The organism is Paenibacillus sp. FW101-FHT12H11 (genome assembly GCF_058790355.1).
In genome coordinates, this window is record NZ_JBYTCO010000003.1 from 213,319 (window position 1) to 227,224 (window position 13,906).

General features: G+C 43.8%; 13 protein-coding genes and 1 pseudogene. All 14 read left to right on the forward strand.

The window, feature by feature from the left end; genetic code table 11:
• The first annotated feature begins 173 nt into the window (after positions 1 to 173).
• The 14 genes and pseudogenes from AC3WTJ_RS11165 to AC3WTJ_RS11230 all read left to right on the forward strand — a co-directional run bounded on the left by AC3WTJ_RS11165 (position 174) and on the right by AC3WTJ_RS11230 (position 13,869).
• Positions 174 to 1,238 carry an extracellular solute-binding protein gene (locus AC3WTJ_RS11165; protein ID WP_492521778.1) on the forward strand — a complete coding sequence of 355 codons (1,065 nt, stop codon included), beginning with the start codon at positions 174 to 176 and terminating at the stop codon, positions 1,236 to 1,238.
• Positions 1,239 to 1,313: 75 nt separating this feature from the next.
• A complete protein-coding gene (locus AC3WTJ_RS11170; protein WP_492521779.1) occupies positions 1,314 to 2,414 on the forward strand; it encodes an ABC transporter ATP-binding protein in 1,101 nt (366 codons plus the stop codon).
• Positions 2,401 to 4,068: an ABC transporter permease gene (locus AC3WTJ_RS11175; RefSeq protein ID WP_492521780.1), complete on the forward strand. Its 1,668-nt coding sequence runs from the start codon at positions 2,401 to 2,403 to the stop codon at positions 4,066 to 4,068. Before AC3WTJ_RS11170 ends, AC3WTJ_RS11175 begins: the two co-directional genes overlap by 14 nt.
• Positions 4,069 to 4,169: 101 nt before the next feature.
• On the forward strand, positions 4,170 to 5,399 hold the full coding sequence (locus AC3WTJ_RS11180; RefSeq protein WP_492521781.1) for an extracellular solute-binding protein: 1,230 nt from the start codon (positions 4,170 to 4,172) through the stop codon (positions 5,397 to 5,399).
• 40 nt (positions 5,400 to 5,439) lie between these two features.
• Entirely contained in the window at positions 5,440 to 6,297 is an 858-nt protein-coding gene (locus AC3WTJ_RS11185; RefSeq protein WP_492521782.1) for a protein phosphatase 2C domain-containing protein, read from the forward strand.
• A gap of 61 nt (positions 6,298 to 6,358) precedes the next feature.
• Positions 6,359 to 8,038, forward strand: coding sequence for a methyl-accepting chemotaxis protein (locus AC3WTJ_RS11190; protein ID WP_492521783.1), 1,680 nt, complete (start codon positions 6,359 to 6,361; stop codon positions 8,036 to 8,038).
• 124 nt (positions 8,039 to 8,162) lie between these two features.
• A pseudogene (locus AC3WTJ_RS11195) lies at positions 8,163 to 8,432 on the forward strand (sigma factor-like helix-turn-helix DNA-binding protein); the annotation flags it as partial.
• 69 nt (positions 8,433 to 8,501) lie between these two features.
• Positions 8,502 to 8,681: a hypothetical protein gene (locus AC3WTJ_RS11200; protein WP_492521784.1), complete on the forward strand. Its 180-nt coding sequence runs from the start codon at positions 8,502 to 8,504 to the stop codon at positions 8,679 to 8,681.
• On the forward strand, positions 8,647 to 8,922 hold the full coding sequence (locus AC3WTJ_RS11205) for a hypothetical protein (protein WP_492521785.1): 276 nt from the start codon (positions 8,647 to 8,649) through the stop codon (positions 8,920 to 8,922). The genes AC3WTJ_RS11200 and AC3WTJ_RS11205 overlap by 35 nt, the downstream gene beginning before the upstream one ends.
• 174 nt (positions 8,923 to 9,096) lie before the next feature.
• Positions 9,097 to 9,525, forward strand: coding sequence for a MarR family transcriptional regulator (locus tag AC3WTJ_RS11210; protein ID WP_492521786.1), 429 nt, complete (start codon positions 9,097 to 9,099; stop codon positions 9,523 to 9,525).
• 6 nt (positions 9,526 to 9,531) lie between these two features.
• Positions 9,532 to 10,086 carry a GNAT family N-acetyltransferase gene (locus AC3WTJ_RS11215; protein WP_492521787.1) on the forward strand — a complete coding sequence of 185 codons (555 nt, stop codon included), beginning with the start codon at positions 9,532 to 9,534 and terminating at the stop codon, positions 10,084 to 10,086.
• A 117-nt stretch (positions 10,087 to 10,203) separates the two neighbouring features.
• The gene (locus tag AC3WTJ_RS11220) at positions 10,204 to 10,500 is read left to right on the forward strand and encodes a GNAT family N-acetyltransferase (RefSeq protein WP_492522215.1); all 297 of its coding nucleotides are present in this window, start codon (positions 10,204 to 10,206) and stop codon (positions 10,498 to 10,500) included.
• 846 nt (positions 10,501 to 11,346) lie between these two features.
• Positions 11,347 to 12,264: a family 43 glycosylhydrolase gene (locus AC3WTJ_RS11225; protein ID WP_492521788.1), complete on the forward strand. Its 918-nt coding sequence runs from the start codon at positions 11,347 to 11,349 to the stop codon at positions 12,262 to 12,264.
• 294 nt (positions 12,265 to 12,558) lie between these two features.
• A complete protein-coding gene (locus AC3WTJ_RS11230) occupies positions 12,559 to 13,869 on the forward strand; it encodes an extracellular solute-binding protein (protein ID WP_492521789.1) in 1,311 nt (436 codons plus the stop codon).
• The last annotated feature ends 37 nt before the right edge of the window (positions 13,870 to 13,906 follow it).

Genomic DNA, 13,906 nt, shown 5'->3' on the forward strand with positions numbered 1-13,906 from the left:
ATCAATAGTCGTATCGTAAAATAAAAACAGCTGTGGCATTATGGCACAGCTGTTTTTATTTTGGACAAAAATTTCAACAAAGACGAAAAATTGTCACATTGAGAGTGCTTTCATTCGAACGTATAGTTGTACTAGAAGGTTGAAAATACAAATCATTTGGAGGGTCAATAAAAATGAAAAAAACGGTTACAAGTGTTCTCTTATCTACATTGCTTGTCGGTTCGTTGGTCGGATGCGGTGAAAAGGAAGCAACCAAATCGCAAGCGGCTCAAGGTTCGGCACAGCCTGCGTCCAGTACGTCCTCTACGAAAGCCGGCGGTAAGCTCACGTTGTACTCTCCGAATGCGGCTGAGCTCAACAATCCGATAATTAAGGAATTCCAGGATCGCACAGGTATTGAAGTGCAACTCATTTCCGGCGGTACGGGTGATTTGCTGAAGCGGGTACAAGCCGAGGCAAACAATCCGCTTGGCGATGTGTTTTGGGCAGGTGGTGCTGATTCTCTTGAAGCATATAAGAAATATTTTGAGCCATATAAAACGAAAGAATATGATAATATTTCCCCGGAATATCTAGACAAAAACAATGTGTGGACACCATTTGCAGCTTTACCAATGATCATCATGTACAACAAAGAATTAGTTAAAGCGGGAGAGGAGCCAAAAGGTTGGACGGATCTACTCAATGCGAAATGGAAGGGCAAAATTGCTTACGCGGATCCAGCCAAATCGGGATCATCCTATACGCAATTAATTACAATGCTAACGGCGAATGGTAAAGATCAGGGTTGGGATTTTGTGAAAAAATTTGTAAACAATCTCGATGGCAAAGTTCTATCAGGATCTGGTCTTGTGTACAAAGGAGTAGCCGATAAAGAATTCGCGCTTGGTGTCACGCTAGAAGAAGCGGCATACCGTTATGTGGAGGGCGGTGCAAAAGTCGGCATTATCTATCCGGCAGAAGGCACATCGGCTGTACCGGATGGAGCTGCGATCATCAAAGGCGCAAAAAATATGGAAGCGGCCAAACAGTTTATTGATTTCCTCGTAAGCAAAGATGTTCAGACGATCATTCAAAAAGAATTCAAACGCCGCTCTGTCCGTAAAGACGCGGAAGTCGTTCAAGGCATCGCGCCAGCGAAAGATATCAAGCTTGTCGATTATGATTTTGACTGGGCAGCTAGTAAAAAAGACGAGAACATCAAGCGTTTTGGCAAGATCGTATCCGGTCAGGAATAACATATTGCTTCTAAAATATAAGGTGCCTTTCCTAGGGTTTGGGCACCTTTTTTCTAAACATCGGAGGGAAATAACATGCAAAAAATTGTCTTTGACCACGTGACCAAATATTTCGGTACCTCCAAGGCAGTCAACGATGCGCATTTTACGATCGAGGAGGGGGAGTTTTTCACCCTACTCGGTCCAAGCGGATGTGGAAAAACAACGCTGCTGAGGACTATTGCAGGCTTTTATCGTCAAGAGGAAGGCGATATTTACTTCGGAGATCGCAAAATTAATGATATTCCGACACATGAAAGAAACATTGGCATGGTTTTTCAGAATTATGCGATTTTCCCCCATATGACCGTATTTGAAAATGTTGCTTACGGCTTGAAAGCGCGCAATGTAAACAAGAAAGAAACGGAACAACGGGTCATGGAAGCGTTAGAAATGGTTCAGCTTCAACACTTGCGGGATCGTGTTCCTTCCAATATGAGCGGCGGTCAGCAGCAACGGATAGCGCTGGCGCGCGCGATAGTAATCCGACCCGGCTTGCTTCTCATGGACGAACCGCTGTCTAACCTCGATGCCAAACTGCGCATCAAAATGCGCTCTGATATCCGAAAATTACAAAAAGAATTAAATATAACAACAATTTACGTCACACACGATCAGGAAGAGGCGCTTGCTGTATCCGATCGGATCGCCGTTCTTAGTGAGGGGAAAATTCAGCAAATCGCTCCACCAGAAGATATTTATGCATTTCCGGCTAATCAATTTGTTGCGAACTTCATCGGTACATCGAATTTCATTCAGGCCGAATGCCTTGGAGGAAAGGGCGGTCATAAAGATGCAGAAATCAAGCTGCTTGGGGCCTCCTTCCGTTTGCCTCTTCTGAAGCCTTACGAAGGCAAAATGTTATTATCACTGCGTCCAGAACGTATCCAACTGGAAACCACTCCTGGGGGAGAATTTGCGATCAGGGGGAAGGTAGATACAGTGACGTTCCTTGGGGAGAAGGTTAGTTATTTAATTGAACTGCCTGACGGAGAGATCATTGACGTGCAGGAGCATGCGGTAGGACCTCATCGCTTGCGTAAGGCGAACGATATTGTCTATGTCAATTTGCAGTTAGAAAAAGCAGCGATGTTTGATGAAAGCGGCAAGGAGGCGATCTACCGTGCAACCAGTTAAACAAAGCCGGTGGTTCTCCTTTAAACAGTGGGATTTTTGGTCTTGGGTAACCCTGTTTATGTATCTTTTTTTACTCGCCTTTATCGTATATCCGTTGTTCTCTCTATTATTCAACAGCTTTTTTGACGATCAAGGTTTATTTTCGTTAGTTAATTATGCCAACTTTATTAAATTGAAGTATTATTACAGCGCGCTATGGAACAGTTTGCAGGTCTCTGCGCTCACAACAGTGTTCTCGATATTGATCGGGGTGCCGCTAGCCTACGTTACCACCCGTTATAATGTGAAATTCAAAGGTCTCATTCAAATTCTTGTCATCATGTCGTTGCTCTCGCCTCCTTTTATCGGTGCGTATTCCTGGATATTGATGCTGGGCAACAACGGTTTTTTGACGCGTTTCTTCCATGACATCGGGATTCCGTTTTCATCTATTTACGGCTGGAAAGGTATTGTATTCGTATTCACGTTACAGTTTTATCCGCATATTTATCTTTATGTATCGGGTGCGCTCAAAACGATTGACACCTCACTGGAAGAAGCTGCAGAAAGCTTAGGGCGCTCCAGTTTCCATAGATTACGAACAGTGACTTTACCGCTTATCTTTCCAACATTGTCCGCAGGAGCGTTGATGGTGTTCATGGCCTCTTTTGCAGATTTTGGAACGCCAATGCTGCTCGGTCAAGGATTTAAGGTGCTGCCGATCTTGGCGTATGAACAATTCATTAGCGAAATGGGCGGGAATCCCGCAATGGCCAGCACGCTGAGCGTTATCCTAATTTTATGTTCGACCAGTATTTTGTTCTTGCAGCGTTACTTTGTATCTCGTAAGAATTATACGATGACCGGCATGCGGACACCGAAGGTGGAAATGCTGACGCCGCTCTCCCAATGGCTGCTGACCGGCTTCGCTATGCTAGTGTCAATCGTATCGATTATTCCGCAAGCGACTGTTATTGTTACTTCTTTTATCAAAACAAAAGGACCTGTCTTTCATCCGGGTTTTAGCTTAAACAGCTATAAAGAGATTCTATTCCGCGTACCGAAAGCCATTATGAATACGTACACCTTTTCCTTGGTATCCATTGTAATAATGGTTGTGTTGGGAATGCTGGTTGCTTATGTGTTAGTTCGCCGTAAATCAAAGCTTTCAGCGATGTTGGATGGTCTTATCATGATTCCTTATGTAATGCCTGGCACGGTTCTCGGTATCAGTATGATTATCGCTTTCAATAAACCACCCGTTGTTCTGACGGGAACATGGGTTATTCTGGTTATTGCTTATGTGGTGCGGAAACTGCCTTATACGATTCGCTCAAGTACTGCGATTTTGTACCAATTGGACCGTAGCGTTGAAGAAGCTTCGATAAGTCTCGGCGTACCGCCGATGAAAACATTTTTTAAAACAACTGGACGTTTAATGGCCCCTGGTATTTTATCCGGTGCTATTCTGAGTTGGGTGACGACCATCAATGAGTTAAGTTCGACAATCGTGCTCTATTACGGGGCGACGGCAACAATCACGGTGACGATTTATAGCGAAGTATTTACGTCAAATTACGGTACTGGTGCTGCACTGGCTTCCATTCTGTCAATCACAACGTTGCTTTCTTTATTAATTGCTAACAAGTTGAGCAAGAAGGGACTGCAATTGTAGTTTTGTACACGGGTTAGAGAGCGCATGGCTTCACCATGATTTCAAAGAAGCGTCATGCTACAATAATAACAATTATTGATGACGAGTTTTTCGGGGGAATCATGAAACGGAATAATTGGATCCTATGGAGTATTGCATTACAAATGATCATTATTATGAGTGTCGTAATGATCTTTCAACACAATAAAACGGTCGGTCCGAGTGGGGAATCAACTCGTGGAACCACACTATCAGTTTGGGTATATAGTCAAGGGCTTGAGAGTGCATTGAATGAATTTCATCAGATTAATCCTGATATTGACTTAAATGTACGGTACTTCCGCTCAAGCGATCAATTATTTACCGAGCTTATGGCTGCTATATCGGCAAACGATGCTCCACAGCTTGCCGAAATCAAAAGTTTCTATGGCATTGCACAACTTGTAGATACTAAAGCGGTGCTACCTGTTGACGAGGTGACCTTCCCACAATGGAAGAAGTTACAGCCATCATTTACGGAGCCTTTTCATTATGAAAAGCAGTACTGGGCGGTGCCCTTCGGTGGCGGTATACCCTTGATCTATTATCGTGAGGAATTATTGCGGAATGTGCATAATGGCACATTCCGCAACTGGGATGAAGTGGTTAAGGCAGCTATCGAAACGAACAGGGGCGATAACGATGTCTATGGGCACTGGGGCATAGGCATTGACATGGAAGTGCCTTGGTACTTGGAGGGCTTGAATGTCAAAGCGGGTAATTCAGAATCCAACGAATTCGGAAAATTTGACTCAGCAGAGTCAATGTGGAGCGCGTGGGTGCACAGCTTAAAGATTATGAAGCCTCTTACGCATCGAAGAGCGCCTAGCGACTTTATTAATGGCAAAATCGGCTTATTTATTAGCTCATCAGAACAAATCTCGATTATAGAACGGTATATTGGAGGTAAGTTTCAGTATAACGCACAATCGCTTCCAGGTGCTGACCAACAAGGCGTTGTACCGTCCATTGACAGTTTGGTTGTTTTGAAATCGACGGAAGATAAAGTAAAGGCGGCTAACAGTTTTATGGCATACATGCTGGATTCAAAGACGCAAGAGGCTTTGTGGCGCAACGTTGGTGTCATTCCTTCCCAAATCGATGTTTGGCAAAAACTTCAACTGGAAGAAACTTGGACGCCAGTTCAGAAGCTAATACTTGATGCAGTTCGCCTATTCGTAGAGAAGAAACCATCAAAAGAGGATTATGCACGATGGGTCCAAACGCAATCCAAGTTGGAACAATTGGAGCAGGAATCTAGCGCTCTGCTGCGCTTTCAGGCAAATAATACAGAAGCTGAACTCATTCATTAGAAAACTTGCTTACAGACGAACGAATAAGGAGGCAATAAACATGCAAATTGAAACTATATCCATTCCCGGCAGCGGCGAGTGGAACGAGGATGCCCTTGTCGGTAATGAGCAGTTACATCTATTTGGTGTATTGGATGGTGCTACCTCGCTTCTCCCCTATAGAGGACCCCATAATGAAACTGGAGGCTACTTGGCCTCTCAGGTGATTAAGCAGTACTTGGAATCATTGCGATCTGAGGACATCGCAGACCTGAATCTTAAACAATTAGTCATTCAATCCAATATCCGTTTGCGTGAGAAAATGGAGGAGGCTGGTATTGATATGTCGGATAAAGCAGCTCTTTGGACGAGCTCGCTTGCGCTTATCCGTATCGAGGATCATTATGTCGATTTTGCCCAAGTTGGCGACTGCATGATTATTGCGGGATACGAAGACGGAACGTTTCGCGCGGTTTCGCGGGATCAGGTGGCGCATATCGATCATCAATCCAAACAGATATGGGAGCAGGCGATCGCAAACGGCGTCGTGAAGAGAGAGGAATTATGGGAGTTGGTCAAGCCGACGATTATGCAGAATAAATCGAAGATGAACACGATCTCAGGCTATTCTGTGTTAAGTGGTGAACCGCATATGGCTGATTTTATCGAATTCGGCAGAATCAACCGAATCCAGTTGAAGTCGCTGCTGCTTGTATCTGACGGGCTTTTTCCACATACTGAACGTGGTAGTGAACAAGTTGACGTCATTCAGGAATTGACATCAGGCGTAAGCCAAATGACATTGAGCGGGTATGCGAATTGGCTTGTGAATACAGAATTATCTGATAAAGATTGTCTGCGGTATCCACGGTTTAAGGTATCTGACGATAAAACCGGGATATGGATCGTATTTAATTAAAGCCATTTTTACGAATAGAAGGCGGCTGCATGGAGATGAAAATAACGGTCGGAAAAAAATTATGTTTGGCATTGGTACCATCTTTATATTAATGGTCGCTATGGCTCTCTTTTCATTGAATCGCATGAATGTCATGAAAGAACGGCTTGATTCGATAACTGCGGTGTCTTTACCAGGAGTTGAACTAAGCAATGAGCTGAATTTTGAGGTCGAGCATGTCATGCGGATGACGCTCATGCATGTGCAAGATACGATGAAGACTGGTAAGGAAAGACAGGAGAGCAGCATCGCACAAATATATCGTAAAATCGACCAAACGCTTGAAAGTTACGATAAAAAGGTCATGGATGAAGAAGATCGGAAAAATTTGGATAATTTTAAAAATAAATGGAGCGAGTATAAGGAGATCAATGGTCAGACTTTAGAGGTAAGCAGCCGTACTAACAACGCCGCCAAGGCAGCCCAATTGATCATTCAAACGGAAGAACTGAATGTAACGCTTCAGGCGATTCTGGACAAGATGAAAATTTACAACGATGGCGAGGCCGTTTTAGCGACAAACGAGGCGATCGAAGCCTTCATATCTGCTGAAATGGGACTTATTGTGCTGTTAATCATCAGTTTGCTCATTGCTGCTTCTGTAATTGCAGGCTTGCATATACATATCTCTAGAATATTGCTCAAAGTGACAGCTCGTATCGTGCAAGTATCCGAAGGGGAGCTTAATTTACAGCCCCTGCTGGTTAAAAGCAAGGATGAATTAGGACAACTAGCTAAAGCGGCGAACGATATGGTGGCTCATTTGCAGTCTACTTTTAAGCAAACGTTGGCAACTTCGTCGCAAGTCGCAGCTTTATCGGATGAGCTGGTATCGAGCGCCAATCAGACTGCCACATCCTCCAAGCAAGTTACGGCGGCCGTGCAAGAGGTTGCCGAAGGTGCGGCTAATCAGCTCGTCAGCGCTGAGGAAGCCGTCAAGGTAATGGAAGAGATAGCGACAGGCATCGGCCGTATAGCTGAAACGTCATCCGTCGTTTCTGAGAAGTCGGCGACGACTTCAGAACAAGCAGGACAGGGCGGCGAGGCAATTCGTCAGGTCGTTACGCAGATGGAAATGATTCAATCCTCCACCTCAACTACAGCAGCGTGTGTCAAGCGTCTCGGACAGCGTTCGGAAGAAATTGGCGAGATTGTCTCGCTCATTTCGGATATCGCTACACAGACTAACTTGCTGGCATTGAATGCCTCGATTGAAGCAGCACGGGCGGGAGCTGGCGGAAGAGGGTTCGCAGTGGTCGCCAATGAAGTGAAAAAATTATCCACACAATCCAGTGCTTCAGCGAACCAAATAACATCGCTTATTCATGAAATTCAGCTGGAAACGAAAGGAACTGTCGAGTCGATCCAAAGGGTAGCACGTGACGTGACAATTGGCATTTCAGTCGCAGAAACGACAAACGAGAAGTTCGGTACGATTCTGGACGCCATTCAGCACATTAACAATGAGATTCAAGAGGTCTCGGCAATTTCAGAACAAATGGCAGCCTCTTCACAACAGATTACTGCTACAATTATCTCAACGGCTGCTATCGCCAAAAATTCAAACAATAATACGCAAGCTGTTGCCAATGCATCTGATTTGCAACTGACAGCGATGGGGGAAATATGTACATCCGCCTCACAATTAAACATAATGGCAGCTAATTTGCAACAATATTTGTTGAAATTTAAGTTGCAATAGACGAGTTGCCCAAACTGCCCGCATGTTCTTTAAAAGATGCAGTCAGTCCAGAAAACAGTAAACATAGAGGCAGTCGTGTACAGCCTTATTTTATTTAAGAGTAATGAGCCTGCCAAATGAAGATTTGATCGACATCCTTGGGACGGAGGGCGACGAAGTCGTAGATAAAGTGCAGCTTAAAATAGAGAAAAACAAGATTTATCGGAACTTAGAGATTTTGGATGATCGCGAGAAGGAAGTCGTTGTCGGGCGGATTGGGTTGGAGCTTGGCGGGGAAGAGCGGACGCAGCGGGAGATAGCGCAGGAGCCGGGCATTAGCCGCAGCTATGTATCACGGATTGAGAAGCGGGCGCTGATGAAGCTGTATCATGAGTTTTATAAGGCGAAGCGGTAAGGTCGGTCGAGCGTATCTAATGAAATGCATACTTCATTTATTTGTTTTCAGATAATGGATGCGAAGAGGATGACCTTAATCCAGATTGAACATGTGAGTAAGAACTATGTGATCGGCGGGGAAGCGATTCGTTTGTTGGACGATGTTTCGTTAGAAATCGATCAGCGAGTTCGTGGCGATCATGGGCCAGTCGGGGTCGGGGAAATCGACGCTGATGAACATTTTGGGCTGCATGGATGTTGCGGATGATGGGGACTATGTGCTGGATGGGAAGGCCATTAATCGGCTCAAATTTGCACAGCTAGCTGAAATAAGGAATCGGAAGATTAGCTTCGTCTTCCAGAATTTTAACCTGCTGCCAAGGCTGAATGCGTATGAAAACGTGGAACTGCCGCTGATATACAGGGGCATGAGCAGGAAAGAGCGGGATCCGCTTGTCATGCAGGCCTTGGAAGTGGGTAGTGTATTTTCGGGATGGAAAGTTGAATGAGGTTGGATAGGATGAGACCGGGACCCTAAGGGGTTCCGGTTTTTGGTTTTGTTAATATGGCCTTGGGCTTTGGATTAAACTTATGGGCAGCATACTTCAAAATTGCAATCAATCCGAATTCGGAATATAATTGCAATCAATCCGAATTCGGATTTAAACTCAGGGAGGGATATAATGATTGATAGTCGCAATGAAATTCGTCGCTTAATGATTGCGGTCAACCGCATTGATGAGCTTTATTACCGCGTATTACGCATGCTCAAAGTCAAAGACAACACATTCGTACTGTTTTATGCGATTTCCGATGGAAGGTCCTACTCCCAGAAACAAATATGCGAGGAATGGCTAATTCCGCGTACGACACTTAATACGGTAGTAAACGAGTGTGTAAATCAAGGTTACGTTCAGCTTGTTTCCCAAGGAAACAAAGAAAAAGAAATCGTACTTACAGAAAGCGGAAAAGCTTTTGCAGCAAGTATTTTAACTCCGATTTTTGAAGCGGAAGAAAAAGCTATGGAACCACTTTTGGGAAAAGGCCTCGTAGAGCAGTTGGAATGTTTTACTGAACGACTGGACTCGGTATTTCAGCAAATGAAGGAGTAAGTAATCATGAAAATAAAAAAGGAACTAAAAGTTACACTGGAACTGGCAAAGGAATCTGATTTGCCGGAATTTAGAAAGAAATTACAGGAGGCATTCGCGATTGCCGTGATCGAAACGTTTGGTGATTGTGAAGATGTACCGATTCCATCGAACAATGATGTTCAGGAGTCTTTCGATGCTCCTGGAGCGGTCGTATATCATTTTCTGCAGGATGGTAAGAAGGTCGGTGGTGCAGTATTACGGATCAACAGCGAAACAAATAATAATTCATTGGATTTGATCTATGTATCTCCAGAGCATCACAGTCGCGGGATTGGTCTTTCTGCTTGGAAAGCCATTGAAGCACAGTATCCGGATACTGTGCTCTGGGAAACCGGTACCCCTTATTTTGAGAAGCGAAATATCAACTTCTATGTGAATAAGTGCGGCTTCCAAATCGTAGAGTTCTTCAATGAACATCACTCTGAGCCGTATTTGCATCACAATGGACGCGATTCTGACAAGCCCTTGCCGGGTGGTGATGGCTTTTTCAGATTTGAAAAGGTTATGAAAAAGTGTTAACAAGGTAAACAAAAAGAGTACAGGCTTTATCATGGAGGATAAGGTAATGTTTTTCCTGCACCCATTGTTTATTGGATTGCAGAATCGAAATATGTTGATGATTTTGAGCTGCGTGCAATTTATTTTGATGATAAATTAATCGGATTTCTTGTTTTTTGTAAGAAGCCAGACTCGAATGGAAACCACTGGATACCTGCAATAATGATTGATGAAAATCACCAGGGTAATGGCTACGGAAAGAGTGCAATGAAACAACTAATTGAACTATTTAAGTCAATGGGCTCCAAAAGAATTATGATCGGGCACAGACCTAGTAACATAATTGCTGGACAGATGTATGAATCCTTGGGGTTTAAAAAGGCAAGCGAAGAGATAATTGATGGTGAAATTTTACGTTTACTTCAACTCAACTAAAAAATTGTCGGCTACATTGTTTAGCTATCGAAAAAAGCTCAATTAATCACTTGGATCTATATAATCTTTATAAAGAGCAAACGGAGAAGGAGAGATCTCCTATGGAACAGATTGGATATCGAGATATTTGTGGAGTAACATGTATTATACTAGATACTTCATATGAACAGCTTGGACAAATTGTTTTGTACCACGGATGCGGATCAACGATAGAAAGTTACAAGTTTTTTGCATCGTAAATATCAAGTTGGGGATATTGAGTAATTATTCCTGAACTACCTTGCCATGGAGAGCGGGGAAGCCTTAATTATCTTGATAAAGAAACGTTACAATCTAATTTCTGGCCTGTTGTTTTTCAAGGAGTACATGAAGCAGAGAAAATAGTTGCTGAGGCCATACTACAAGACGAAGAAGAGCTCGATGCAAATTTTCCTTAGCGTCATGCCGAGCGCGAACTAGATTTCTTAATGCTTCATGATCTTCATCAGGTGTCCAAACAGGAGTAAGTTCACAAGATCTAAGATGCTTTGCAAGTTTCAAAGAATCTCTTCAGTCCGTTTTAACTCGGTCTCCTGCGCGCTTAGGGATAAGGGTTGGGGCTACAAGATGCAGTTAATCCCTAAGGAGATGAGAAATCTGAAAAGAGTGTACCCAGCTGGTCCTGCCTCATAACATACATGCAATTGCTCAGAAGTGCCTAGCTTTCTCATACACTTGCGAATAGCTTCAGGTGTATGTGGAATGTTGCCGAGAAAACGGGACACAGGAAAAACTATTTGATAGAATTTTCGGATAAATGCTATACTGTACCAATGCATAAATTATCCAGAAAAAGGAGAATGAAAAATGATGTACTATGCTGATCATTCCAGGGGAAAGCCATACGCTAAAGATCCGGCTGTTGTAAAATTCAAAGGAAAGTATTGGATGTATTATTCTATTCCTTCCTATGAAGACGGGCGTCAACCTGATGGCTGGGGCATAGGTATTGCTGTAAGCGATGATCTGGAGCAATGGGAACGCGTTGGTGAAATGACAGCGCAGCATCCTTATGAAATCAACGGAATATGTGCTCCCGGGGCTATTGTATTGAACGGAAGCATTCATTTGTTCTATCAAACTTACGGGAACTTCCCAAAGGATGCGATTTGTCACGCCGTTTCGGAAGACGGGCTGCATTTTGAGAGAAATAAGTCGAACCCCGTGTTTTCGCCAACAGGTGAGTGGAATAACGGTAGAGCTATCGATGCCGATGTTATTATTCACCAGGATAAGCTGTTCCTTTATTTTGCCACGCGCGATCCCAGGGGTGAAATTCAAATGCAGGGTGTGGCAACAGCGCCACTTGATTCTGACTTTGGAGCAGGCGCATGGACTCAAGCTTGTGACCAATCAATCCTTAAGCCCGAGCTTCCTTGGGAGGGGCAATGTATCGAAGCGGCGGCGACGTGTAAGCGGAATGGCAAAGTATTTATGTTTTATGCTGGTGCCTATAATAATTGGCCGCAGCAAATAGGATGTGCGGTAAGCGAAGACGGCGTGCATTTTCAAAGGCTGTTTTCAGAGCCTCTTTTGCCGAATGGCGAACCGGGCAGCTGGAATTCTAGTGAGTCAGGTCATCCATATCTATTTGAAGATGAAGATCAGCGCACTTATTTGTTTTTTCAAGGCAACAACGATAACGGGGAAACTTGGTATTTGTCCTATGTCGAGATTGGATGGGAAGCTGATGGTAACATTCCGGTAATTATCCCTCCACTCTAATTTGTTGAAATGAATGAATACCTGTTAGGTTTGTCGAATGGTCATAGCAAAAAAGCCGTCAGACTCACTGAAGCAGTGATTTTGGCGGCTGTTTCGTTATATGAAATGACTTCTCCAGAAGCATTCCCCCGGCATTTTCTCCCGCAATCACTCCTTTATTCATTTCTGTTAAAAGCCTACATACCCAATCAAATTGGCATTTTTGCCTATCAAAGTACCTTTTTTATGCGCAGGGACCGGTGATATTATGAAAGCGTAAACATTCAATATAAACATATCGAGAGGGGTTCCCCAATGAAGAAATGGATTGCTATGCTTTGCGTATGCGCGCTGTTTGTTATTTCAGCTTGTAGTGGCACTAAAACTGCGGCACCGGCAGCACCTGACTCCAACCCAACCCAACCTGCTCCTGCTGCGGCTGGAGAGAAAAAGAAACTGTCGTTATGGTATATAGAAACGGGGAAACGGAAGGAACTGATTGAGGCAACGATTCAACAGTTTATGAAGGATCATCCCGACGTGGAAGTGGAAGCGGTTCAAATTCCTAATGACCCTTACAAAACGAAGTTAACCGTTGCTATGGGTGGCGGAAATCCTCCTGATATTTTCCATTCTTGGGGCGGCGGTTGGCTGAAACAATTTGTAAGCGCTAACCAAGTGTTGGATTTAACCGGTAAAATCAGCACCGATACCTTTATCCCTGCCGGGATCAGCTCCGCTACCTTTGATAATAAAGTATACGGTGCACCGGTGGCTTTGTCCTTAGTTCCTGTTTATTACAACAAGGAAATTTTCGCTAAATACAATTTGCAGCCGCCTCAAACTTACGACGAGCTGATGACTATTGTAGAAAAGCTTAAAAAGGAGAATATCATTCCTTTTGCGCTTGCTAATAAAACGAAATGGCCTGCTGCTTTGTTGTTCATGTATTATGCAAACCGTCTTGGGGGTTCGGAAATTTTCAACGAAGCCTTTGAAAGAAAAGGACGCACATTTGATGATGAATCCTATGTAAAAGCTGGAGATATGATCCAGGATCTGGTCAAAGCCGGCGGCTTCAATCCAGGGTTTAATGGTATTCAATACGATGCGGGAAATTCACGTCAGTTGATGTATACGGGTAAAGCTGCAATGGAAGTACAAACCTCTTCGTATATTAACAACGTCCGTACCGAAGCGCCTGACTTTGAGAAAAAATTAGGCATGTTCCCATTCCCGACCATCAACGGCGGCAAAGGGAAAATTACAGACGTAGTCGGAGGAGTATCACCTGTACTTTCCGTATCTTCCAAAACGAAATATCCTAACGAATCCGTTGAGCTGATTAAAGCTTTAACATCCAAGGAGCTGGGACAAAAATTAGCTGACCAAGCTGGTACAATCTCGGCACAGAAAGGTATTACTTACACGGATGCCTTTGCCAAACAATTAAACGACATGTTGAGCAGCGCGACTTCCTTGCAAACGTTCTATGATCAAACGTTGCCATCGGAATTAGCTGAGCTGCATAAAGATACAACGCAAAATATTTTTGGCCAGACCATGACGCCGGCCGAGGCAGCTAAACAAATGGAAGCTAAAGCAAAAGAAGTATTAAAGAAATAAAGTCATTCAAGGGGAGGGATGCCTCCCCTTCTACTAT

Coding starts and splice junctions, on each gene's coding strand:
- AC3WTJ_RS11165 (WP_492521778.1), top strand. CDS start 174: ATGAAAAAAACGGTTACAAGTGTTCTCTTATCTACATTGCTTGTCGGT.
- AC3WTJ_RS11170 (WP_492521779.1), top strand. CDS start 1,314: ATGCAAAAAATTGTCTTTGACCACGTGACCAAATATTTCGGTACCTCC.
- AC3WTJ_RS11180 (WP_492521781.1), top strand. CDS start 4,170: ATGAAACGGAATAATTGGATCCTATGGAGTATTGCATTACAAATGATC.
- AC3WTJ_RS11185 (WP_492521782.1), top strand. CDS start 5,440: ATGCAAATTGAAACTATATCCATTCCCGGCAGCGGCGAGTGGAACGAG.
- AC3WTJ_RS11190 (WP_492521783.1), top strand. CDS start 6,359: ATGTTTGGCATTGGTACCATCTTTATATTAATGGTCGCTATGGCTCTC.
- AC3WTJ_RS11200 (WP_492521784.1), top strand. CDS start 8,502: ATGACCTTAATCCAGATTGAACATGTGAGTAAGAACTATGTGATCGGC.
- AC3WTJ_RS11205 (WP_492521785.1), top strand. CDS start 8,647: ATGAACATTTTGGGCTGCATGGATGTTGCGGATGATGGGGACTATGTG.
- AC3WTJ_RS11210 (WP_492521786.1), top strand. CDS start 9,097: ATGATTGATAGTCGCAATGAAATTCGTCGCTTAATGATTGCGGTCAAC.
- AC3WTJ_RS11215 (WP_492521787.1), top strand. CDS start 9,532: ATGAAAATAAAAAAGGAACTAAAAGTTACACTGGAACTGGCAAAGGAA.
- AC3WTJ_RS11225 (WP_492521788.1), top strand. CDS start 11,347: ATGATGTACTATGCTGATCATTCCAGGGGAAAGCCATACGCTAAAGAT.
- AC3WTJ_RS11230 (WP_492521789.1), top strand. CDS start 12,559: ATGAAGAAATGGATTGCTATGCTTTGCGTATGCGCGCTGTTTGTTATT.